This is a genomic window from Sphingomonas qilianensis (assembly GCF_039614825.1).
GTDB lineage: Bacteria > Pseudomonadota > Alphaproteobacteria > Sphingomonadales > Sphingomonadaceae > Sphingomonas > Sphingomonas qilianensis.
The window spans coordinates 202,633-223,299 of record NZ_JBDIMF010000003.1 but is presented as its reverse complement, the minus strand read 5'-3'; the positions used below and the strand labels follow the sequence as shown (position 1 = coordinate 223,299).

The 20,667-nt window shown below is 65.5% G+C and carries 23 protein-coding genes; 10 read left to right on the top strand and 13 right to left on the bottom strand.

Annotation, left to right across the window (positions count from 1 at the left end; genetic code table 11):
- Positions 1 to 26: 26 nt before the first annotated feature.
- Positions 27 to 494 carry a Fur family transcriptional regulator gene (locus ABC969_RS09840; RefSeq protein WP_345864514.1) on the bottom strand — a complete coding sequence of 156 codons (468 nt, stop codon included), beginning with the start codon at positions 492 to 494 and terminating at the stop codon, positions 27 to 29.
- Positions 495 to 555: 61 nt separating this feature from the next.
- Positions 556 to 948 carry a MerC domain-containing protein gene (locus ABC969_RS09835; RefSeq protein ID WP_345864513.1) on the bottom strand — a complete coding sequence of 131 codons (393 nt, stop codon included), beginning with the start codon at positions 946 to 948 and terminating at the stop codon, positions 556 to 558.
- Between the two features lie 322 nt (positions 949 to 1,270).
- Here ABC969_RS09835 and ABC969_RS09830 point away from each other — a divergent pair, with 322 nt between their 5' ends.
- The 5 genes from ABC969_RS09830 (at position 1,271) to rpsI (ending at position 5,013) form a co-directional block, all read left to right on the top strand.
- Positions 1,271 to 1,828 (top strand): hypothetical protein, encoded by a 558-nt coding sequence (locus tag ABC969_RS09830; RefSeq protein ID WP_345864512.1) that lies wholly within the window; start codon positions 1,271 to 1,273, stop codon positions 1,826 to 1,828.
- 28 nt (positions 1,829 to 1,856) lie between these two features.
- Positions 1,857 to 2,708 carry an alpha/beta hydrolase family protein gene (locus ABC969_RS09825; protein WP_345864511.1) on the top strand — a complete coding sequence of 284 codons (852 nt, stop codon included), beginning with the start codon at positions 1,857 to 1,859 and terminating at the stop codon, positions 2,706 to 2,708.
- A gap of 11 nt (positions 2,709 to 2,719) precedes the next feature.
- A complete protein-coding gene (locus ABC969_RS09820) occupies positions 2,720 to 3,760 on the top strand; it encodes a COX15/CtaA family protein (protein WP_345864510.1) in 1,041 nt (346 codons plus the stop codon).
- Positions 3,761 to 3,976: 216 nt separating this feature from the next.
- Entirely contained in the window at positions 3,977 to 4,456 is a 480-nt protein-coding gene (gene rplM / locus ABC969_RS09815) for a 50S ribosomal protein L13 (protein ID WP_261292930.1), read from the top strand.
- Positions 4,456 to 5,013 carry a 30S ribosomal protein S9 gene (gene rpsI / locus ABC969_RS09810; RefSeq protein WP_345864509.1) on the top strand — a complete coding sequence of 186 codons (558 nt, stop codon included), beginning with the start codon at positions 4,456 to 4,458 and terminating at the stop codon, positions 5,011 to 5,013. Before rplM ends, rpsI begins: the two co-directional genes overlap by 1 nt.
- Before the next feature lie 69 nt (positions 5,014 to 5,082).
- Here rpsI and ABC969_RS09805 read toward each other — a convergent pair whose 3' ends face one another.
- The 5 genes from ABC969_RS09805 to ABC969_RS09785 form a co-directional block, all read right to left on the bottom strand.
- The gene (locus ABC969_RS09805; RefSeq protein WP_345864508.1) at positions 5,083 to 5,853 is read right to left on the bottom strand and encodes a metallophosphoesterase family protein; all 771 of its coding nucleotides are present in this window, start codon (positions 5,851 to 5,853) and stop codon (positions 5,083 to 5,085) included.
- Positions 5,850 to 6,683 carry a diacylglycerol/lipid kinase family protein gene (locus ABC969_RS09800; RefSeq protein ID WP_345864507.1) on the bottom strand — a complete coding sequence of 278 codons (834 nt, stop codon included), beginning with the start codon at positions 6,681 to 6,683 and terminating at the stop codon, positions 5,850 to 5,852. Before ABC969_RS09800 ends, ABC969_RS09805 begins: the two co-directional genes overlap by 4 nt.
- 172 nt (positions 6,684 to 6,855) lie before the next feature.
- Positions 6,856 to 7,410: a DUF922 domain-containing protein gene (locus ABC969_RS09795; RefSeq protein ID WP_345864506.1), complete on the bottom strand. Its 555-nt coding sequence runs from the start codon at positions 7,408 to 7,410 to the stop codon at positions 6,856 to 6,858.
- Positions 7,395 to 8,078: a Fe2+-dependent dioxygenase gene (locus ABC969_RS09790; protein ID WP_345864505.1), complete on the bottom strand. Its 684-nt coding sequence runs from the start codon at positions 8,076 to 8,078 to the stop codon at positions 7,395 to 7,397. Before ABC969_RS09790 ends, ABC969_RS09795 begins: the two co-directional genes overlap by 16 nt.
- Before the next feature lie 72 nt (positions 8,079 to 8,150).
- Positions 8,151 to 10,610: a TonB-dependent receptor gene (locus ABC969_RS09785; RefSeq protein WP_345864504.1), complete on the bottom strand. Its 2,460-nt coding sequence runs from the start codon at positions 10,608 to 10,610 to the stop codon at positions 8,151 to 8,153.
- 123 nt (positions 10,611 to 10,733) lie between these two features.
- On the opposite strand from ABC969_RS09785, the gene ABC969_RS09780 reads away from it, so the two are divergent.
- From ABC969_RS09780 to ABC969_RS09770, 3 genes are all read left to right on the top strand, one after another.
- The gene (locus ABC969_RS09780; RefSeq protein WP_345864503.1) at positions 10,734 to 11,744 is read left to right on the top strand and encodes an aldo/keto reductase; all 1,011 of its coding nucleotides are present in this window, start codon (positions 10,734 to 10,736) and stop codon (positions 11,742 to 11,744) included.
- Positions 11,744 to 12,016, top strand: a complete 273-nt coding sequence (locus tag ABC969_RS09775; RefSeq protein ID WP_345864502.1) for a hypothetical protein — start codon at positions 11,744 to 11,746, stop codon at positions 12,014 to 12,016. The genes ABC969_RS09780 and ABC969_RS09775 overlap by 1 nt, the downstream gene beginning before the upstream one ends.
- A 92-nt stretch (positions 12,017 to 12,108) precedes the next feature.
- Positions 12,109 to 13,179: a winged helix-turn-helix domain-containing protein gene (locus tag ABC969_RS09770; RefSeq protein WP_345864501.1), complete on the top strand. Its 1,071-nt coding sequence runs from the start codon at positions 12,109 to 12,111 to the stop codon at positions 13,177 to 13,179.
- Positions 13,180 to 13,367: 188 nt separating this feature from the next.
- On the opposite strand, the gene ABC969_RS09765 is transcribed toward ABC969_RS09770, so the two are convergent.
- From ABC969_RS09765 to ABC969_RS09745, 5 genes are all read right to left on the bottom strand, one after another.
- Complete coding sequence (locus ABC969_RS09765) at positions 13,368 to 15,170, bottom strand: acyl-CoA dehydrogenase C-terminal domain-containing protein (protein ID WP_345864500.1); 1,803 nt, start codon at positions 15,168 to 15,170, stop codon at positions 13,368 to 13,370.
- A gap of 10 nt (positions 15,171 to 15,180) precedes the next feature.
- A complete protein-coding gene (locus ABC969_RS09760) occupies positions 15,181 to 15,603 on the bottom strand; it encodes a MerR family transcriptional regulator (protein WP_345864499.1) in 423 nt (140 codons plus the stop codon).
- 31 nt (positions 15,604 to 15,634) lie between these two features.
- Positions 15,635 to 16,144, bottom strand: a complete 510-nt coding sequence (locus tag ABC969_RS09755) for a hypothetical protein (RefSeq protein ID WP_345864498.1) — start codon at positions 16,142 to 16,144, stop codon at positions 15,635 to 15,637.
- Positions 16,141 to 16,503: a phosphoribosyl-AMP cyclohydrolase gene (gene hisI / locus ABC969_RS09750; RefSeq protein ID WP_345864497.1), complete on the bottom strand. Its 363-nt coding sequence runs from the start codon at positions 16,501 to 16,503 to the stop codon at positions 16,141 to 16,143. Before hisI ends, ABC969_RS09755 begins: the two co-directional genes overlap by 4 nt.
- Before the next feature lie 143 nt (positions 16,504 to 16,646).
- Entirely contained in the window at positions 16,647 to 16,895 is a 249-nt protein-coding gene (locus ABC969_RS09745) for a DUF7218 family protein (RefSeq protein WP_345864496.1), read from the bottom strand.
- Between the two features lie 132 nt (positions 16,896 to 17,027).
- Between ABC969_RS09745 and purF the strand changes: the two genes are divergently transcribed.
- Entirely contained in the window at positions 17,028 to 18,494 is a 1,467-nt protein-coding gene (purF, locus tag ABC969_RS09740; RefSeq protein ID WP_345864495.1) for an amidophosphoribosyltransferase, read from the top strand.
- Positions 18,495 to 18,605: 111 nt separating this feature from the next.
- Positions 18,606 to 19,316 (top strand): SDR family NAD(P)-dependent oxidoreductase, encoded by a 711-nt coding sequence (locus tag ABC969_RS09735; protein ID WP_345864494.1) that lies wholly within the window; start codon positions 18,606 to 18,608, stop codon positions 19,314 to 19,316.
- Positions 19,317 to 19,377: 61 nt separating this feature from the next.
- On the opposite strand, the gene ABC969_RS09730 is transcribed toward ABC969_RS09735, so the two are convergent.
- Positions 19,378 to 20,637, bottom strand: a complete 1,260-nt coding sequence (locus ABC969_RS09730; protein WP_380807705.1) for a class I SAM-dependent methyltransferase — start codon at positions 20,635 to 20,637, stop codon at positions 19,378 to 19,380.
- Positions 20,638 to 20,667 lie beyond the last annotated feature (30 nt).

The window sequence follows — 20,667 nt, the reverse complement described above, 5'->3', positions numbered from 1 at the left end:
TTACAAGTGTTTGCCGCCAATACGGGTCAGTTCGCCGCGGTGCAGTCCTCGCACGTGCCACGCACTTCGATCACCGGGCGGACCGGCGAGAATCCCGTTGCCGACGCGGCCGAGCGCACGCCGCTGGTGATCACATCATCATCGATATGCACGGTGCTGCCGCAGCTGTCGCAGACCAGAAAGATGCAGTCGTGCAGGCAATCGGGATGCGCGTTGGCGACATAGGCGTTGGCGCTCTCGACTTTCCGCGCGAGGTTTGAGGCCACGAACAGATCGAGGATGCGGTACACGCTGTTGGCGGCGACGCGACGCCCCTCCGATTTGGAAACTGCCTCGGCAATGTCATAAGCGGAGGCGGGCTTATCGAACCCGGCCAGCGCCTTGTAGATCTGCGCGCGCATCACCGTCCATTGCTCGCCGGATTTCTCCAGCGTGGCCTGCGCCGCGGTGGCGAGATCGGCGCCGGAAGGTTCGTGATGATGATGCGATGCCATGCGCTTCAGATAAGACGCGGGCAGCCCCGGGGCAAGCGCCCGGCCCCGACGCGCACGCTGCTCAGTAAGTGGCGCGGCGGTTCAGATCATGGCCAAGCGCGAGCAGGCCGACGCCGACCAACGTCCAGATCGTCTCCAGCCCGCTGCCATCATGCGGCAACGACATCGCGCCGGCCATGATGCCCAGCCCCATGGCGCCGACCGACGCCGGCATCATATAGCCATGCGAGGCGATGCCGCGACCGAGCGCGAGGATGCCGAAGCCGATCGCGATGGTCAGCCCGATTTCGTGGAACAGCGGATTGAGCAACAGCCCCCCCGCGGTCGACAGCAAGGCCAGCAGCACCGCGCTGGCCAGGCAATGCACCATGCACAGGCCCGACAGCCCGATCGCCAGGCGATCGGCATGCGACTCGATCCAGCCGAGCGGGGTGGTGCGGAGGTGCGTCGTCATCGTGGGCGCTATATGGCAGCGGCGGGGCCGGGTTACAATATATCATGGAGTAAATTTGTGCGATGGGGGCGCTGTGGTGCCGGTGGGGGGATGCAGGAAGCAACGATGGCTCCCGGATCCCCTCACCACTCAGGCTATGCTCGGCTCGGCTGCGCTAGCTTTCCGTATCCTCTCCTCTCGGAAGTGGGATTGTGGTGCTCGTGCCAGGATCGCGCCGTGGCGTGCGTGCGCACGAAGTCTTCCAGCCAGCAATCGCACCTTTGCGCAAAACGGCAGCTTCCGCCCAATTGCAGACATAGAGGTGACGGGTTAGCCTCGACATATGGATGATGACGACGACGCCAAGCCCCTTCCCAGGTGGCTGTTCATTCCAACAGGCGCTCTTGGAATATTAGTTACGTATCTTCTGAATAAAATATCTTTTTTCGCAATGGCCGAAGCTGCAGGATTTTCCACTGCTATCTTGACTGCCGCCGCAGTAGCAATGTGGCCGCTACGCCGCGAAGTTTCCACCCAGATATTTGCGGCTGTTGCTGTGTTGGCTACCATAACAGGTCTGATCTTTATCCCTTGGCCAGAACACCACCAGTTTGAAAAATCTGACGCGATCTATGTCTGGCTATATTCACTCTCACTGGTTGGCGGCGGATTGCTGGTGGACCGCCTTACGCGCTTGCTTAGACGCGGGAGAGCCGTCAGGCGGTGGTGGCCACGCGGAGGAGTCGTAGAACATGCCGAAAAGAATATCAGAAACGCGGCGACGTTTCTCGCGCGATTTGCGTTCGCGTGCATGCCGCAGCGACTGCAATTTCGGGGCGGAAGCGACACCGGGCAGCATAGCGTCGAAGCGCGCATTCCATTGACCTTCACGGCCATATAGATGCACCGTCACACTGAGGAGCCCCGTGATGCGCATCCTGCCCCTGCTTGCCGCCCTGCTTGCCATGCCCGCCGTGCTGCCCGCGCAGCAAGTGCCGCCTGCGCTCTATACCGATCCTGCGCCGGACAAGGCGCACCCCGCCGGCATGACCGTGCTGCATGTGCCGAGCGGCGGGGTGACGATCAACGGCATCGCTTATCGGCCGGGCGGCGCCGGGCCGCATCCGGTGGTGATCATCGCGCACGGCCTGCCCGGCAACGAGAAGAACCTCGATCTGGCGCAGGCGTTGCGCCGCGCGGGCTGGATCGCGGTAACGTTCAATTATCGTGGCTCCTGGGGCAGCGCGGGCACGTTCCGCTTCGCGCATAATCCCGAGGATGCCGCCGCGGTGGTGGCGTGGGTGCGCCGCAATGCCGCCAGCATCGGCGCGGATCCGTCGCGTATCGCGCTGATCGGGCACAGCATGGGCGGCTGGGTCGCGGCCAAAACGATCGCGCGCGATCCCGGCCTGCTCGGCGCAGCGCTGATCTCCGCCCCCGATCTTGGCGCGGTCGGCGCGCAACCGCGCGCGGCGGTCCAGGCGCTGATGGCGGACAATCGCGAAACGCTCGCCGCCACTGCGGACGAGATGGCGGACGAAGTGATCGCCCATGCCGCGCGCTTCGCGCTGACGCCCGATGCGCCCGCGCTGGCCAAGGCCAGGCTGCTCGTGCTGACTTCGGACGACGGCCTTGCCCCCGGCATGGATGCGCTTGTCGGCGCGATCCGCCGGGCCGGGGGCTTGCAGGTCAAGACGCGCCACGTCGCCACCGATCATGGCTGGTCGGATCATCGCATCGCGCTGCAGGCGGCGATCATGGACTGGTTGGCCACGCTCTAGTAAGAGGCGCCATGCTCCAGGCCACCACCAAACCCGATACCGCCCGCCCCCGCGCCATCGCGCTGTGGCTGTTCATCGTCGCCGCCATGATCCTGGCGATCGTTGCGGTCGGCGGGATCACGCGGCTGACCGAATCGGGCCTCTCGATCACCGAGTGGAAACCGATCAGCGGGATCATCCCGCCGCTCAATGACACACAGTGGCAGGCCGAGTTCGCCGCCTACCAGCAGATCCCCGAATATACGCAGATCAACAGCGGCATGACGCTGGCCGGGTTCAAGACGATCTTCTTCTGGGAATATCTGCACCGTGTGCTGGCGCGGGTGATCGGGCTGGTGTTCGCGCTGCCGCTTTTGTGGTTCGCGCTGCGGCGGCAGATCCCGCGCGGCTATGGCTGGCGGCTGGTGGCGATCCTGGCGCTGGGCGCGCTGCAGGGCGCGATCGGCTGGTGGATGGTCAAATCGGGGCTGAGCGAGCGCACCGATGTCAGCCACCTGCGGCTCGCCACGCATCTCACCACCGCGTTGATCACGCTGGCCGGGACGGTGTGGACCGCGCTCGATCTGCGCGCGCTGCACCGCGATCGTTTCGCCCGCCCGGCGCGGCTGCTGCCGGTGGCGACGATCGCCCTGCTGGCGCTGTTCGTGCAGATCATCCTCGGCGCGTTCACCGCCGGGCTCGATGCGGGCTATGCCTTTTCGAGCTGGCCGCTGATGGGCGATGCGTGGTTCCCGGCGGGCGGCTGGCATGTCGGCTGGTCGACGGCGCGCAACGCGATCGACAATCCCATCGTCGTGCAGTTCATCCACCGCTGGATAGCGTTCATCACCGCCGCGGCGGTGATCTGGCTGGCGGTGCGATCGTCGCGCATCGGCAGCAGCGGGCCGGGCCATGCCATCATCACGCTGGTGGTGCTGCAGATCATGCTCGGCATCGCCACGCTGATGAGCGGCGTGCAGATCGCGGTGGCGGTGGCGCACCAGGTGAATGCCGCGCTGCTGCTGATCGCGGTAACGGTGGCGGCACATCAGGTGGGGCGGCGGGCCAGATAACCGCTGATCGTCACCCCGGACTTGGTCCGGGGCGACGATCAGGGCGCATGGTATCATAATACCCGTCAGCAAAGCCGCGCAAAGCTTGACTTTGCGCGCCCCTCGCAGCATTAGCCTCGTCATTCGCGCTGCCCGGGCCCGTGGTTCCCATGAAAGTATTACTTTCATGGGTGCCCATCCGGCGGCGCGTTATCGTTTAACACTGGAAGGTCTGCCATGAAGGCGCTGATGAAGACCACCAAGTCGGCCAAGCCGTACGAGGTGGAGAAGAAATGGCATATTATCGATGCCGATGGGCTGGTCGTCGGCCGGATGGCCTCGATCGTCGCGAACATCCTGCGCGGCAAGCACAAGCCGAGCTATACCCCGCACGTCGATTGCGGTGACAATGTCATCATCATCAACGCCGACAAGGTTCGGTTCACGGGCAACAAGCTCAAGGACAAGATCTATTATCGCCACACCGGTTATCCGGGCGGCATCAAGGGCGTGGCCGCGGGCAAGATCCTCGAGGGTCGCTTCCCCGAGCGGATCATCGAAAAGGCGATCGAGCGGATGATCCCGCGCGGTCCGTTGGGTCGTGATCAGATGCGCAACCTGCGCGTCTTCGCCGGCACCGAGCATCCGCACGAAGCGCAGGACCCGCAGGTCCTCGACATCGGCAGCATGAACCGCAAGAACAAGGTGGGCGCATAATGTCCGACAACCGCCAGTCGCTTTCCGACCTCGCCGGCCTGACCAACCAGGAGCCGGCCACGCAGAATAACGGCGTCAGCACGCCGGTCCTCGCCGGTGACGAATATGCACCGTCGGCGCCGGTGATCGAGCGCGAGCCGATGCCGCTGCGCGAGCAGATCATCGACAAGCAGGGCCGCGCCTATGCTACCGGTCGCCGCAAGGACGCGGTCGCCCGCGTGTGGATCAAGCCGGGTTCGGGCAAGATCACCATCAACGGCCGCGATCAGGAAACCTATTTCGCACGCCCCACGCTTCGTCTGGTGATCAACCAGCCGTTCGGCATCGCCGAGCGTGACGGCGCCTATGACGTGATCTGCACCGTCAAGGGTGGTGGACTTTCGGGCCAGGCCGGCGCGGTCAAGCACGGCATCAGCCAGGCGCTGACCAAGTACGAGCCGGTGCTGCGCGCCGCCGTCAAGGCAGCGGGCTTCCTGACCCGCGACAGCCGCGCGGTCGAGCGTAAGAAGTACGGCAAGGCGAAGGCGCGCAAGAGCTTCCAGTTCTCGAAGCGCTAAGCTTTTCCACGTCGCGATACACGAAGGGGCGGTCCGGGAACGGGCCGCCCTTTTCGTTTGGCCGGCGTGTCAGGCCGTGGTGGTTTCCTTGGGCAGCACGACATCCGGCTTGGCCCCGAAATTGCGCAGCACGACATCGAATGCGCCGTCCGCCACGCGCACCTCGTTGAACGACGGCGGCAGCGCGCGGGTGCGCTGCGAGAGCGTGCCCGCGCCGATCATGCGCATCTTGTGATCGCCCGCCTCGTGCAGAATATCGAACGCATCGTGGACGTGCCCGGTCAGCACCGCATGCGCGCCCGCCGCGGCCAGCGCAGCGAAAGCCTTCTCGCCGTGCCGCGTTTCCGAGGTCGCCTGGGTATCCGCCTCGATCAACGGATGGTGGCAGGCGATGAACACCAAGGCGTCCTTGGGCGCCGCCTCGACCTGCGCCAGCGTCTCCTCCAGATTGCGCTTGGCGACATAGCCTTTCGACCAATCGAGCCGCCACTGGAACCGCGCGGTCGTGACCAGCGGCACGATCACCACGCCGGGCAGATCGAGCGGCTGTTCGACCATCCGCTCGACCTTGTGATAGCGATGATAAGGCCGCAAGAAGCGCCGCAGCGGATTGAACAGCGGCAGATCGTGATTGCCGACCTCGACCGTGACGGGCACGCCGAGCCGCTGCAGCCAGGCCAGCCCGGCATCGAATTCGGCGCTTTTGGCACGCATCGTCAGATCGCCCGTCATGATCACCGCATCGGGCTTTTCCTGGCGCACCGTTTCCTCGAACCACGCCACCGCGGCTTCGTCCTCGCGCCCGAAATGCACGTCGCTGACGTGGAACAACCGAATCATGCCATCTCTTTCTTAGTCTGAAGGAACATCTTGCGCGTCGTGCCGCCGCTGATCGTTACGCCCGGATCGAGCATCACCGGCTCGCCATCGAACAAGGCGAGCGTCGGCTTGCGCCCGGCGATGCCGAATGACGTGACATGGACCTGCGTGATGGCGGGTGAGGCGATCCAGTCGCCGGTCAGCCAATCCCAGCCCAAGGCCAAGATCGCGCGCCATTCGCGCGCATCCACGCCGCGTAGATCGAGCGCGCCCTGATCGGGCATGACGAAGATCGCCTGCTGGCGATGATGCATTGCGGGCACACGCTCCAGACGGATGCCGCGCGTGAAGGTCTTCGCCCATGCGTGGCGCACCGCGCGGAGCAGGCCGCGCACGCGCCGCCCGCGCACCAGTTCACGCGCGCGCACCCAGCTCGCCGCCGGCCCGAGGATCACGCCGACCAGCGCGCGGTGCGGCCCGGCCTGGACGATCGGCAACGCGATCGTCTCGCCGCCTTCGTGCGCGGCATGGATGATCGCGGCAGCATCGGCATCGCCGTGCAGCGTTTTGGCGAGCAGGTTCATCGTGCCGCCGGGCAGGATCAGGATCGCCCCGCCCCACTGGGCCAGCGCGGCGACGGCGGCGTTGATCGTGCCATCCCCGGCGAACAGCACCGCAGTATCCACGCCCACCGCATCGAGCGCCGCGGGCGTGGGCAGATCATCTTGCGGAAAGATGGTACGCTTGATCAGATCAAGCCCGCGCTCGGCGAAGACCGCCTCGATCGCATCGCATTTGGCCTGCGTGGTCGAGCCCGACGACGGGTTGGTGATGAACCAGAGCTTCTTCATGGCCCGCGAACGCATGACCCGCGGGAAAGGTGCGCGCGGGCGACACAATGGGTGTGCTGGGTCAGCCCATATGCGGCCAAACACCGTCATTCCAGCGCAAGCTGGGATCTCGCGGTGAACGTCCCGCGCAGACCTCTAGAGACCCCGGCGTTCGCTGGGGTTACGGGTGGGATCAGAACGCTGCGTCCGCTTTGCTATGCTCGGTCGCGCGATCGAACATCCTATCGCGCTCCTGAATGCGGCGCAGCGCGGCTTGCGCCGCCGCATTGGCGGTGTCGCATGTCGCCGCCTTTATTACCGCGAGAATCTCGTCTCGGCCCTCATAACCGTGGCGCAGATGCGTCCGTTCATGCGCCACCAGCTGCGCCAGATAGGCGGCCCAATCTGCGCGCACGCGGGGTGCCACGATCGCCGGGTCGGCCAGGCGCGGCAACGTCACCGTGGCAGCAAAGCGAACGGCGGCATCGGGCAAGCGGCACGCGCCATTCTCGATCGGCCACGACCAGCGTAACACGACGCGGGTTAGCGCATCGACGCGCTGCCCGTCATTCGGATCCGTCGGTCGAGCCTTGCGCATTGCCGCCCGGATCGCCGCGCGATCGCCGCCGTGAACGTCATAATAGCTGATCGTAACATCGGGGAACGCAGCAAATGGCGACGCCTGTGCACAGGCGGCACCCGCCGCGAGCGCCAGCACGATCGCGACGGCCTTCAGACCTCGGCCCATCGCCGCAACAGATTGTGATAGACGCCGGTCAGTTGCACCACCGCCGCATCCCCTTGCCCCTGGGTCGTCGCCACGCTCTGCACCGCCTGGTCGAGATCGAACAGGATGCGCCGCGCGCCATCATCGCGGACCATCGACTGGATCCAGAAGAACGATGCCGTGCGCGTGCCGCGCTTTACCGGCTCCACGCGATGGAGGCTGGAGGCGGGATAGAGCAGCAGTTGCCCGGCGGGCAATTTGACCGACTGCACGCCGAACGTGTCCTCGATAATCAGCTCGCCGCCGTCATAGGCTTCGGGCGGCTCGAGAAATAAGGTGGCCGAAAGATCGCTGCGGATGCGGAAATCGCTGCCGCGCTGCATCCGGATCGCATTGTCGATATGCGTGCCGAACGCCTGCCCGCCGGCATAGCGATTGAACAAGGGCGGAAACACCTTGGCCGGCAAGGCGGCGGCGACGAACAGGGGCACGCGGCCCAGCGCATCGAGCACGATGCCGCCCGCCTCGCGCGCCGCGGCGCTTTCCTCGGGCAATTGTTCGTTGCGTTTGGCCAGCGCGCTTTGCGCGCCCGAGGTGACGTTGCCATCCACCCACTGCGCGGCATCGATCAGCGCGCGCACCCGCGCGACCGATGCCGCATCCAGAACATCGGGGATCGCGGTCAACATCGATAAAACTTTCGGGTCATGAGCGGAGTGTGCCGCGATCGGGCGGGCAGCACCAGCCCGATCGCGCGCGTGTCAGAAGCTGTAGTACAGGCTGAATACCGCCGAGCGATCCTCGCCCGGCACCGCCCAGCCATTGTTGCGGATGCCGGTGAAATAGCGCGTGTTGGTGAAGTTCTGCACGTTGACCTGCGCCGTCAGCCCCGGCGTGACCGGATAAGACAGGAAGGCGCGGTGGGTCAGGTAATCCTCGCTGCGGAATACCGGGGTCAGCGTGGTGCCGTTAGCCAGGCCATTGCCGCCCGCCACCAGCGGCGCCGCCAGCGCGCGGGTGTTGAGCCCGAAATCGCCCTGATGAGTAAGGCCGTACCCCAGCTGCAGCCCGAACGGCAGCGTATAGGTGGTGAACAGGCTGCCCGAATGTTTCGGCGTGTTGGCCAGTTCCTGCCCGGCCTGCGGATCGAGCACCGCCGTGCTGTTGCCGCACGGATTGGTAATCGTGGTCGTCGTGCCACTCGTGGTGCTGACAAGGCGGCCCGGATTGCCCAGGCAATAGTTGGACACGCTCTGCTTAATCTCACCCTTGAGATAGGTGTAATTGGCGAAAATGCTCCACGCCTTGGTGATGTTGCCGCTGGCCCCCAGCGCGATGCCATCGACGCGCGAGCGGCCGTCATTCACCGGCAGCGTGGCGACGATCGGATCGTTGGTGGCGACGCGGTAATTGGTGCGATCGTTGCGGAACACGGCGGCGGTCAGCTGCAGCTTGTGCCCGAACAGATCGGCCTTGGCGCCGATCTCGTAATTGACCGCCTTTTCGGGCTGTACGTCGCACGGATCGCGCGCGCCCGAGGGGGCGGCAATGACGGTACCGCAGCTCAGCCGCACCGTGGCCGAGGTCGGCGTGGTCGAATTGCCATAGGCGGCATACAGGCTGACCGTCTCGATCGGCTTGAAATTCAGCCCGAAGCGATAGGAGAAAAGCGTCTCGTCGCTCGATTGGTCGGCGCCCCGCGTATAGGCGCCCAACGTTGCCGCGGCGGTGGCATAGCTATCGGTGCGAAATGTCGCCTTGGCGTGTTCATAGCGCAGCCCGACATTGGCCTCCAGTTGCGGCACGATCTTCACCGTATCGAACAGATAGACCGCGGCATTGGTGCTATCGCCCTGCGCGCGGCTGGCCTGAATGAAGTTGACGGGGCCGGTATAGGTCGTGTTCGGATCGAACAGATTGATATTGGGCTGCGCCACCGTGCTGCCATCGGGGTTGCGCAGCAGATTGCCGCTGACCAGCTGATAATCCTCCTGGGCGAAGGACGCGCCGAGCACGGCGGTATGCTCCAGCCCGAACGTGTCGAACACCGCGCGCAGATCGGTCTGGTTGTAGAGCAGCTGGTTCTCCTGGTTGCGCACGAACCCGCGCGGCCCGCTCGGCACATAGAAGCCCGGCGTCGCGCAGGATGCGCCAAGCCCGCTGATGCCGCTGCCCGCGGTCGCGCCGGGCAGACAATAGGTGCCCTGGGGGGCGCTGGTGGCCGAATCCTGGCTCACGCGCTGCCAGCGCGTCAGGTTGCGGATCGAGACCTTGTCGCTGAACGCATGCGTGAAGCGCATTGTCGCCTGATCGACCAGGATATCCTGCGCATCGAGATTCTCAATGCCGTAATAATCGCTGTCGTCGACGCCCGGCAACGGCCCGCCAAAGGTGGCGTTGCGATAATAAGGCACGCCGTAGACGGGGATATTATCGTCTTTCTGGTGCAGATACTGGAAGGTCAGGTTGGTCGGGCTGTCGATGCCGATGGTCAGCGACGGGGCCACCGCCCAGCGCTTGTTCTGTTCGACGTCACGGCCCGGAATATCATTGCGGTGATACACCGCGTTGAGCCGTACCGCGACGAGATCGCTGACCCGCGCATTGCTGTCGATCGTGCCGCGATAATAATTGTCCGTGCCGACGCCGGCCTGCACGATCGTCAGATTCTCGCGCTGCGGCACCTTGGTGACGAGGTTGATCGTCCCCCCGATCGAGCCCGCGCCGCTGAACACGCTGTTGGCACCGTTATAGACCTCGATCTGCTGCAGGTTGAACGTCTCGTTGCGGCTATATTGCGCGCTGTCGCGGACGCCATCGATGGTGATGTCGTTATTGGCCGAATAACCGCGCAGATTGATGCTGTCGCCATAGCCGCCGCCACCTTCGCCCGCACCGAACGTGATCCCGGGAATGGTTTGCAGCGCATCACGCAGCGTCAGCAGGTTCTGCTTGCGGATCGTCTGATCGCCGATGACGGTGATGGTCTGCGGCGTATCGAGCAACGGGCGCGTGGCCTTGGGGCTTTCGAGCTGCTTTTCGCGCGCGCCGTTGACGATGATGTCGTCCGCCCGCTGCGTTTCATCGGCATCGCTCGCCGCCGCGAGCGGCACGTCGATCGGGTCAGCGTGCGCCGGCGCGGTCATGAGGGCGCCAACGCAGGACAGCGCCAAAAAGGCGGGCGTCGCGCTGGTGCGGCGGGTGGTCGTGTCGGATTGCATATGTCCCCCTTTGGTGTTGGAGCCCGGCTATTGCGAGTCACTCGCATTGTCAATGCTATTGAGAGTTGTTCGCATTTTCATGCGTCGCTTGCCGCCGGCAGGACGGCTCAGTAGGTCGCAGAGATGACCACGCTTCCCACCCGTCCGCTCGGCCCCCTCACGGTTTCGGCGATCGGCCTCGGCTGCATGAACCTCAACCACGCCTATGGCGTGCCACCGGAGGAGCGCGACGCGATCGCGGTGCTGCACCGCGCGGTCGATCTCGGCGTCACCCTGTTCGATACGGCGGCGCTGTATGGCCTCGGCGATAACGAGCGGCTGGTCGCCACGGCGCTGCGCAGCCGCACCGAACCGGTCACGCTGACCAGCAAATGCGTGCTCGATTTCGTCGATGGCAAGCGCTCGCTTAACGGCACGCCTGCGGCGATCACGCGCACCGTCGAAGGCTCGCTACAACGGCTCGGCACCGATCATATCGCGCTCGTCTATCTCCACCGGCTCGACCGGAACGTGCCGATCGAGGAGTCGGTCGGCGCACTCGTGCGGCTCAGGGAAGCGGGCAAGATCGGCGCGATCGGGCTGTCGGAAATGTCCGCCGCGACGATCCGGCGCGCCCACGCCGTGCATCCGATCGCCGCGGTGCAGAGCGAATATTCGCCCGTCGTGCGCAATCCCGAGATCGCCGTGCTCGATGCCTGCCGCGAGCTCGGCATCGCTTTCGTCGCCTTCTCGCCGGTCGCGCGCGGATTGCTCGCCGGGGCGGTGCGCAGCGCGGACTATGCCCAACACGACATCCGCGCGCAGATGCCGCGCTTCACCGAGCCCAACCTGGCGCACAATCTGCGCGCGGTGGATGCCTATGATGCGCTGGCCGCCGCGCACGGCATGACGCCCGCGCAGCTGTCGATCGCCTGGACGCTGGCCCGGGGCGAGCACATCATCCCGATCCCCGGCACGCGCAGCATCCACCATCTCGAGGAAGACGTCGCCGCCGCGACGATGACCTTGCCCGACGAGATTTTCGACCAGATCGACGCGATCTTCGCGCCCGGCGCGATCCGCGGCGCGCGTTATGCCGCGGCGATGCAGGCGCAGATCGACACCGAGACGCTGCCGCACGAGGAGCTCGCCTGATGGAGTTGGATATCCTGCTGGCGCATTATTTCGGCACCACCGATCTCACCACGCTCGACGATGCCGGGTTCGAGCGCGGCGTGGAGAAACTGGGCACCGCATTCGGCGTCGAGAAGGAGCCCGGCCGCCGCTTTGCGCTATGGTCACTGCTCCACGCACTGGGCGATGCGCCCGACCCGGCGGTGGCGTTCAAGAACCCCGCCGAGCGCCGCGCGGCGGAAGACTATGCCCATGCCGCCGACCGCGCGGCTTACCGGGCCGAGCATTCCTGAGCACGACGCTGTCTCCGGCGCAGGCGCGGCGCATCGCGCTCGCCGCGCAAGGCTTCGGTCGGCCGCATCCGGGGCGCGTGGATGCGGGGCAGATGCGCCGCACGATCGAGCGGCTGTCGCTGCACCAGATCGACAGCGTCAACGTACTCGCGCGGGCGCATTATCTGCCCGCCTTTTCGCGCCTCGGCAGTTACGACCGCACTTTGCTCGATCGCGCCGCGTGGGGCCGCAAGAGCGAGCGCCGGCTGTTCGAATATTGGGCGCACGAAGCCTCGCTGCTGCCGCTCGACCTCCATCCGCTGCTGCGCTGGCGCATGGCGCGCGCGGATCGCGGCGACTATGGCTGGGCGGCGATGCGGCGCTATGCGACTGAGGGCCGCGCCGAGGCGCAGGCGGTCCTCGAGCGCATCCGCGCCGACGGTCCGCTCGCCGCCTCCGATTTCGAGGAGGGCAAAAGCAGCACCGGCTGGTGGGCCTGGGGCGATACCAAGCGCGCGCTGGAATGGCTGTTCTGGGCCGGGCACATCACCACGGCGACCAGGCGACGCAGCTTCGAGCGCGTCTATGATCTGACTGAGCGCGTGATCCCGCCCCATATCATGGCGCTGCCGACGCCACCGGAGGATGACGCGCACCGCGCGCTGGTCGCGCGGGCCGCCGCGGCGATGGGCGTCGCGACGGAAACCGACCTGCGCGATTATTTCCGGCTTGGCGTCATCGAAGCCCGAACCGCGATTGCCGAATTGGTCGAACAGGGCGTGCTGCTGCCAATCCAGGTCGCAGGGTGGCCCAAGACTGCCTATCTGCACCGTGATGCCCGGCACCCCCGCCGCATCGAGGGCGCGGCGCTGCTCGCCCCGTTCGACCCGCTCATCTGGGAACGCGACCGCGCCGAACGCCTGTTCGGCTTTCGCTACCGCATCGAGATCTACGTGCCGGCGGAGAAGCGTGTGCACGGTTACTACGTGCTGCCCTTCCTGCTCGACGATGCGCTGGTCGCACGCGTCGATCTCAAGGCGGATCGGCAGAACGGGCGGCTGCTGGCGCAGCGCATCCACCTGGAACCGGATGCCCCGCCGGAAACGCGCGGGCGACTGGCGATCGAGCTTACCCGGATGGCCGGCTGGCTGGCGCTCGATGGCGTCGTGATGCCGGCGGGCTAGCAGGTCTCAAAATATAAAATCCTCCCCCGCCAGGGGGAGGTGGCGCCAAAGGCGTCGGAGGGGGGGTAAGCGGTGTCCTTACCAAACAGAGCGCACCGCGTACCGCCCCCTCCGTCACGCGGTGCGTGCCACCTCCCTTCGCGGGGGAGGATAGCATTGCTCAACGAAGATCGATCGTCCTAGCCCCCTCACGCCGCCAGGAACGCCTCCACCGGCAGCGCCATCAGCGACTCGCTGCCGCCCTCGATCTTGCGACGCAGCGCGCCGGCATCGGGCAGGATGCGCTCGGCGAAGAAGCGCGCGGTCATCAGCTTGGCGTCGAGGAAGGCGGCATCGCCCTCGCCCGCCGCCTTCAGCTTCACCGCCGCGGAGGCCATGCGCAGCCACATCAGCCCGGTCGAAACCAGCCCCATGATCTGCATATAGCTGTAGGCGCCGGCGCCGACATTGTCGGGGTTTTGCATGCCGTTCTGCATGAACCACATGGTTGCCGCCTGCAGCTGACCATTAGCCTTCTCCAGTGCCTCGGCGAGCGCCGCTGTTTCGGGCACGGCCTTGGCGGCAGCGACATCCTCGGCCACCAGCTTGAAGAACGCCTGCACCGCGCGGCCACCGTTGGAGGCGAGCTTGCGCCCGACCAGATCCATCGCCTGCACGCCGTTCGTGCCTTCGTAGATCATCGCGATGCGGGCATCGCGGACGTATTGCTCCATGCCCCATTCGGCGATGTAGCCATGCCCGCCATAAACCTGCTGCGCGTTGGTGGCGATTTCATAGCCCTTGTCGGTGCCGTAACCCTTGATCACCGGGGTGAGCAGGCCGAGCAGATCGCCCGCGAGCTGCTTCTCCTCATCGGTCGCCGCGGCATGCTCGAGATCGGCCTGCAGCGCGCCCCACAGGCACAAAGCACGAAGCCCTTCGGTCATTGCTTTGGCTTCCATCAGCATGCGACGTACGTCCGGATGTACGAACAGCGTGTCGGCCTTTTCGGTCGGCTCCTTGGGACCGGTGAGCGCGCGGCCCTGGCGGCGATCCTGGGCATATTGTACCGCGTTCTGATAGGCGACTTCGGCGACGCCCAGACCCTGTAGCCCCACGCCAAGGCGCGCCGCGTTCATCATGATGAACATGGCGGCCAGGCCCTTCATCTCCTCGCCGACCAGCCAGCCGGTCGCGCCGTCATAGTTCATCACGCAGGTCGAATTGGCGTGGATGCCCATCTTGTGCTCGATCGAGCCGCAGCTGACCGCGTTGCGCGCGCCGAGCGAGCCATCCTCGTTGACGATGAACTTGGGCACGACGAACAGCGAAATGCCCTTCGAGCTGTCCGGTGCGCCCGGCGTCTTGGCCAGCACGAGATGGATGATGTTCTCGGTCAGATCATGCTCGCCGGACGAGATGAAGATCTTGGTGCCGGTGATGGCATAGCTGCCATCGGCCTGCGGCTCGGCGCGGGTGCGGATCAGGCCCAGATCGGTGCCGCACTGCGGCTCGGTGAGGTTCATCGTGCCGCCCCATTTGCCGCTGACCATGTTGGGAACGTACATCGTCTTCTGCGCGTCCGTGCCCTTGACCAGCAGCGCCGCGGTGGCGCCGTGCGTCAGGCCCGGATACATCGCGAAGGCCATGTTGGCCGAGATCAGATATTCCGAAAACGCCGTCGAGATGACATGCGGCATGCCCTGCCCGCCATATTCTTCGGGACCCGACAGCGTGCCCCAGCCCGATTCAACGAACTGGGCATAGGCCTGCTTGAAGCCCTTGGGCGTCGTCACCGAGCCATCCTCGTGGCGCATGCACCCTTCCTGATCGCCCGTCGCATTGAGCGGGAACAGCACTTCGGCAACGAACTTGCCGCCTTCGTCGAGCACCGCATCGACCACGTCAGGCGTGGCGTTCTGGAAACCGGGCAAATTGGCGTAATTCTGCAGGCCGACGACATGGTCGAGGATGAAGCGCGTATCGCGCACGGGCGGGGTGAACTGGGGCATGATGATTCCTTCAGGCGTGCTGTGATTGGGCGATGACGGCGATGAAATCGGTAAGCTCGGCGATCGCGGCATCGATATCGCGCTTCTGCGCCTCGAGCAGCGCGACGCGATCCTGGCAGCGTTCGATCGTGACCTGGCGCTGCGCCTTGCGGCCGTCGCCGAGATCGTAAAGATCGATCATCTCGCGGATTTCGGTAAGCGAAAAACCCACGCGCTTGCCGCGCAGGATCCACGCCAGCCGCGCGCGATCACGATGCGAGTAAATCCGCGCGGTGCCGCGCCGCTCGGGCGCGATCAGCCCTTCGTCCTCGTAGAAGCGCAGCGCGCGCGCGGTGACGTCGAACTCGGCCGACAGATCGGAGATCGTGAAATGCTCGCGATCGTCGCTTGGCGGGACGACGACATAAGCAGGGGCGTAATCCGTGTTCGACATGACCTTCTATGTAATTCCGTTTACGTGAACGTCAACCACTGCCACCGCATAGCAGTCGCCCTTTGGTATCGCGCAACGCCGACGCTTCGGAGGCCGAGTCGCTCAGCCGATCGACGCTGAGCGCGGCGATCGACGCGCGCGCACGGCACAGCGCGCGGCAAGCGTCCGGCACCTGCCCCGGAAAGACGATTCGGTCCGCATCGAAACGCGCCGCAAAGCTGCATCCGGGCGCGGCCGGGAAATCGACCGCAAGCGCATCCCCGGTCCTGGCCACCGTCCCGCTGCCGTCGCACGCCGGACCGTCGCCATGATCGATCGACACACCGATACGATAATCGGTGGCGGCGGGCACAATGCACACGCGATCGGAATCGCGCGCATACAGGCCGGTGATGTCGTTGCTGGCCGGATCGGTGATCAGTCCCGCCTCGATGGCCGCGGCTTCCAGCCCTGCGGCCGGGGTCGGCGTGGCGGACGGCGTTGGCGCGGAGGGCGGGGTGCACCCTGCCAGCAGCAGCAACCCGACCAGCACAGTCCTCATGCAACCGCGCTCAATCGATCCCCATCGATGCGACGGAAGAAGCAGCTGCGCGCGCCGGTATGGCAGGCCGGGCCGGCCGCATCGACGATCAGCCATACCGCATCCTGATCGCAATCGATGCGGATTTCGGCGACGTGCAGCACGTGCCCCGAACTTTCGCCCTTCTTCCATAATGCGCCCCGGCTGCGCGACCAGAAATGCGCCTCGCTGGTGGCGATCGTTGCCGCCAGCGCCTCGGCATTCATATGCGCCAGCATGAGGATTTCACCAGTGGCGCGATCGGTGGCGACGGCAGTGATCAGGCCGGCGGCGTCGTATTTCGGGTTCAGCACCAGGCCGGTGTCGCGAGGGTTGGTCATGCTTTACCTTAGCCGCCCCGTCACCCCAGCGGAAGCTGGGGTCTTGATGGGGGCAACGCAGCGACAGCCACGTAAAGATCCCAGCGCTCCGCTGGGATGACGGGAGGGCCTGCTCTTCCTCCCCCCTCCCAACGGGGCAGCAGTCACCCCTTCCGGATCGCCTTCACCAACGCCGCCTTGTCCATCGTCGAGCGGCCGGCGATGCCGATCTCTTTGGCTTCCTTCAGCAGATCCGCCTTCGTGCGCTGCTCCAGCTTGCCGCCCCCCGCCTGCAAGGTGCCCGCCGCCTGGGCATTGGCGATTCGCGCGGCCTTTTCCGGCGAGGCGCCATCGGCGCGCAAATCCTCGTAGAGCTTGTCGTTTTTGATCGCCGGTCCGTGATTTTTCGCCATCGCCCGTCTCCTTGAATCCTCCAAAAACGGCCATCGTGATGGTTCGCTCCGGGTAAATCTTACAAAAGCGCGACAAACCCGCATCGCCTCCCTATATGCCTGCGCGACGCTACCCACCCCCCGAAGGGCGCCATGCTGACAACTAATCCGTTCGACGTCGCCGATGGCGACAAGCTGCACGAAGAGTGCGGCGTATTTGGTGTTTCCGGCAGCGAAGGCGCCGCCGCGCTCGTTGCGCTGGGGCTGCACGCGCTGCAGCATCGTGGCCAGGAGGCCGCGGGCATCACCAGCTTCGATGGCCACGAGTTCCACACGCATCGCGCGATGGGCCATGTCGCGGGCAATTTCGATCGCGACGACGTGATCTTTGCTTTGCGCGGCAACGTCGCCTGCGGCCATGTGCGCTATTCGACCACCGGTGAAACGGCGCTGCGCAACGTGCAGCCGCTTTATGCCGATCTGGCCAGCGGCGGTTTCGCCATCGCGCATAACGGCAATATCTCGAATGCGATGCGCATTCGCCGCGATCTCGTGCGGCGCGGCTCGATCTTCCAATCGACCAGCGATACCGAGACGATCATCCATCTCGTCGCGACGAGCAATTATCGCACGGTGGTCGACAAGTTCATCGACGCGCTGAAGCAGGTCGAAGGCGCCTATTCGCTGATCGTGATGACGCCCGAGGGCATGATCGCCTGCCGCGATCCGCTCGGCATTCGTCCGCTGGTGATGGGCAAATTGGGTGATGCGGTGATCTTTGCGTCGGAAACGGTCGCGCTCGACGTGTGCGGCGCGGAATTCGTCCGCTCGATCGATCCGGGCGAGCTGGTCATCGTCAAGGGCGACCAGATCACCTCGCACCGCCCGTTCGGCAATGTCGCGCCGCGGCCGTGCATCTTCGAATATGTCTATTTCTCGCGCCCCGATTCGATCTCCGAGGACCGCAGCGTGTATACGGTGCGTAAGGCGATCGGCGCGCAGCTGGCGATCGAAAGCCCGGTCGATGCCGATCTGGTCATCCCTGTGCCCGATTCGGGCACGCCCGCCGCGCTCGGTTATGCGCAGCAATCGGGCATCCCGTTCGAGCTTGGCATCATCCGCTCGCATTATGTCGGCCGCACTTTCATCCAGCCCTCGAGCGAGGTTCGCCATCTCGGCGTCAAGCTCAAGCACAACGCCAACCGGGCGCTGATCAAGGGCAAGAAGATCGTGCTGATCGATGATTCGATCGTGCGCGGCACGACCTCCTTAAAGATCGTGCAGATGATGCGCGATGCCGGCGCGGCGGAAGTGCATATGCGCATCGCCAGCCCGCCAACGCGACATTCGTGCTTCTACGGTGTCGATACGCCGGAGCGCGGCAAGCTGCTCGCCGCCAACATGAACATCGAGGAAATGAACACCTACATCCAGGCCGACAGCCTGGCGTTCGTGTCGATCGACGGGCTGTACAAGGCGCTCGGCGAACCCTGCCGCGCGGATATCCGCCCGAGCCATTGCGACGCCTGCTTCACCGGCGATTACCCGACGAAGCTGACCGATCAGGACGATGTCGTGCAGATCGATCAGTTCGCGCTGCTCGCCGAGCGGATGGTTTAATCCCGCACCGTCATGCCGGACTTGTTCCGGCATCCACCGTGGTGCAAACGCGCCATCGCTTTTGCGGCACGGTGGACCCCGGACTAAATCCGGGGTGACGAAGGAAGAACGATGACCGACCTCCCCCTCCACAACCAGATCGCGCTCGTCACCGGCGCCAGCCGTGGCATCGGCGCCGCCACCGCCAAGGCGCTGGCCGCCGCCGGCGCGCATGTCGTGCTCACCGCGCGGACGGCCAGGGATCTCGAAGACGTCGAATCGGCGATCTTCGATGCCGGTGGTTCGGCCACCATCGCGCCGCTCGATCTCACCGAAACCGACAGCATTGCACGGCTGGGCCTCGCGATCGGCGAGCGCTGGCCGCAGCTCGATATCATGGTGCTCAACGCGGGCATGCTCGGCAGCCTGACGCCGGTGCCGTCGATCGACGCCAAGGAACTGGCGCAGGTGCTGACGCTCAACGTCAGCGCGCAGGCCGCGCTGATCGCGGCATTCGATCCGATGCTGCGCCAGTCGAAGCGGGCACGGGTGATCGGGATCACCTCCAGCGTCGGGCGCACGCCGCGCGCGTATTGGGGCCTGTACGGCGCGTCCAAGGCGGCGTTCGAGGTGCTGATCGCCGCTTATGGCGAGGAAATGGAGCGCATCAGCACCATCCGCACCGCGATCCTCGATCCCGGTGCCACACGCACCAAGATGCGCGAGCGCGCCTATCCGGGCGAGGATCCCGCCTCGGTCAAGGAACCCCGCGTGGTGGCCGAGCGGATCGTCGCGCTGGTCCAGGAAGATTTCGCCACGGGGCATTTCGAGCGGGTAGCGTAGCCATAATCGTCATCCCGGACCAAGTCCGGGATGACGGGTTACGTGGCGGTCCGCTTCCTCATCACCTTTTCACCAGCGTCACCTGCGCGACATCGATGCCGCCGCCCCTGAACCCGCCCTCGCAATACATCAGATAATAGCGCCACAGGTTGACGAAATGCGCGTCAAACTCCGGCGGCAATTTCCCGGCATCGACCGCGTCATCGAACGCCACCCGCCAGCGGCGCAGCGTTTCGGCATAATCCAGCCCGAAGCCGACGCGATCGTGCCAGCTCAGGCCATTTTCCTCGGCCAGCGCGCGGAACCGGCTTTCGGATAGCAGCATGCCGCCGGGAAAAACGTACCGCTGGATGAAATCCACGTTGCGCGCATACGAATCGAAGATGGCATCGTCGATCAGGATATACTGGATCGCCGCGCGCCCGCCGGGCTTCAGCGCCCCGGCCACCGCCTGCAGATAGGCCGGCCAGTATCGCTGTCCCACCGCCTCGACCATCTCGATGCTGACCACCGCATCATACTGCCCGGCGATATCGCGATAATCGGTCAGCGCCACGGTCACGTCGCCCAGCCCCGCCGCCGCCATGCGCGCGTCCACCGCCGCCTTCTGCTCGGCGGAGAGCGTGACGCCGTGCACCGTGCGACCGGCGCGCGCGGCGGTTTCGGCGAACGAGCCCCAGCCGCAGCCGAGCTCCAGGATCGTGTCGCCGGGCCTGGTCGCGGTGCGCGCCAGCATCGCTGCCAGCTTGGCGGCCTGCGCATCCTCGAGCGACTGGGTCGGGGTGGCGAACATGGCGCTCGAATAGGTCATGCCGGGATCGAGCCAGAGCGCATAGAAATCGTTGCCGAGATCGTAGTGAAACTCGATATTGCGCCGCGAGCCATTCTTGTGGTTGCGCCGCAGCCAGTGCGTCACGCGCCCGACGAGCCGCTTGACGCCGCCGGACCGCGCCGTTTCGCCGAGCGACACGGCGTTGCGCATGAACAGATCGAACAATGGCACCGGATCGGGGCTGGACCAGTCGCCGTCCGCCCAGGCGCGATACCAGCCGGCCGATCCACCGGTCACCAGCCGCACCAGCGCGCGCCAGCTCGACATGTCGACGATGACCCCGGGCCCCGGCGCGCGCCCGCCAAGCAACCGGCTGGTCCCATCCGGCAGCGTCGCCTCGATCGAGCCGCTCGCCAGCCCGGCATCGATGCGATCGAGAATGCGGTGGAACAGCCGGCCAAAGCGGTTGAGCAGCCAATCGCCGCGGCGCATGCGGCGGCGTCGGGCGGGGCCGAAGCGGCGCCCTCTATTGGGTGTGATCGCGTTCATCTGGCGCGTCTAATGCACGGCGCACGGCGT

Excerpts from the sequence above, each read along its gene's own strand:
- ABC969_RS09805 (WP_345864508.1), bottom strand. The coding sequence starts at position 5,853 with ATGATTCGGTTGTTCCACGTCAGCGACGTGCATTTCGGGCGCGAGGAC.
- ABC969_RS09785 (WP_345864504.1), bottom strand. The coding sequence starts at position 10,610 with ATGCAATCCGACACGACCACCCGCCGCACCAGCGCGACGCCCGCCTTT.
- ABC969_RS09770 (WP_345864501.1), top strand. The coding sequence starts at position 12,109 with ATGCGCCGCACGATCGAGCGGCTGTCGCTGCACCAGATCGACAGCGTC.
- ABC969_RS09765 (WP_345864500.1), bottom strand. The coding sequence starts at position 15,170 with ATGCCCCAGTTCACCCCGCCCGTGCGCGATACGCGCTTCATCCTCGAC.
- ABC969_RS09820 (WP_345864510.1), top strand. The coding sequence starts at position 2,720 with ATGCTCCAGGCCACCACCAAACCCGATACCGCCCGCCCCCGCGCCATC.
- ABC969_RS09825 (WP_345864511.1), top strand. The coding sequence starts at position 1,857 with ATGCGCATCCTGCCCCTGCTTGCCGCCCTGCTTGCCATGCCCGCCGTG.
- ABC969_RS09795 (WP_345864506.1), bottom strand. The coding sequence starts at position 7,410 with ATGGGCCGAGGTCTGAAGGCCGTCGCGATCGTGCTGGCGCTCGCGGCG.
- rplM (WP_261292930.1), top strand. The coding sequence starts at position 3,977 with ATGAAGGCGCTGATGAAGACCACCAAGTCGGCCAAGCCGTACGAGGTG.
- ABC969_RS09735 (WP_345864494.1), top strand. The coding sequence starts at position 18,606 with ATGACCGACCTCCCCCTCCACAACCAGATCGCGCTCGTCACCGGCGCC.
- hisI (WP_345864497.1), bottom strand. The coding sequence starts at position 16,503 with ATGACCAACCCTCGCGACACCGGCCTGGTGCTGAACCCGAAATACGAC.
- purF (WP_345864495.1), top strand. The coding sequence starts at position 17,028 with ATGCTGACAACTAATCCGTTCGACGTCGCCGATGGCGACAAGCTGCAC.
- ABC969_RS09800 (WP_345864507.1), bottom strand. The coding sequence starts at position 6,683 with ATGAAGAAGCTCTGGTTCATCACCAACCCGTCGTCGGGCTCGACCACG.
- ABC969_RS09790 (WP_345864505.1), bottom strand. The coding sequence starts at position 8,078 with ATGTTGACCGCGATCCCCGATGTTCTGGATGCGGCATCGGTCGCGCGG.
- ABC969_RS09745 (WP_345864496.1), bottom strand. The coding sequence starts at position 16,895 with ATGGCGAAAAATCACGGACCGGCGATCAAAAACGACAAGCTCTACGAG.
- ABC969_RS09760 (WP_345864499.1), bottom strand. The coding sequence starts at position 15,603 with ATGTCGAACACGGATTACGCCCCTGCTTATGTCGTCGTCCCGCCAAGC.
- ABC969_RS09775 (WP_345864502.1), top strand. The coding sequence starts at position 11,744 with ATGGAGTTGGATATCCTGCTGGCGCATTATTTCGGCACCACCGATCTC.
- ABC969_RS09780 (WP_345864503.1), top strand. The coding sequence starts at position 10,734 with ATGACCACGCTTCCCACCCGTCCGCTCGGCCCCCTCACGGTTTCGGCG.
- ABC969_RS09755 (WP_345864498.1), bottom strand. The coding sequence starts at position 16,144 with ATGAGGACTGTGCTGGTCGGGTTGCTGCTGCTGGCAGGGTGCACCCCG.
- ABC969_RS09835 (WP_345864513.1), bottom strand. The coding sequence starts at position 948 with ATGACGACGCACCTCCGCACCACCCCGCTCGGCTGGATCGAGTCGCAT.
- rpsI (WP_345864509.1), top strand. The coding sequence starts at position 4,456 with ATGTCCGACAACCGCCAGTCGCTTTCCGACCTCGCCGGCCTGACCAAC.
- ABC969_RS09730 (WP_380807705.1), bottom strand. The coding sequence starts at position 20,637 with ATGAACGCGATCACACCCAATAGAGGGCGCCGCTTCGGCCCCGCCCGA.
- ABC969_RS09840 (WP_345864514.1), bottom strand. The coding sequence starts at position 494 with ATGGCATCGCATCATCATCACGAACCTTCCGGCGCCGATCTCGCCACC.
- ABC969_RS09830 (WP_345864512.1), top strand. The coding sequence starts at position 1,271 with ATGGATGATGACGACGACGCCAAGCCCCTTCCCAGGTGGCTGTTCATT.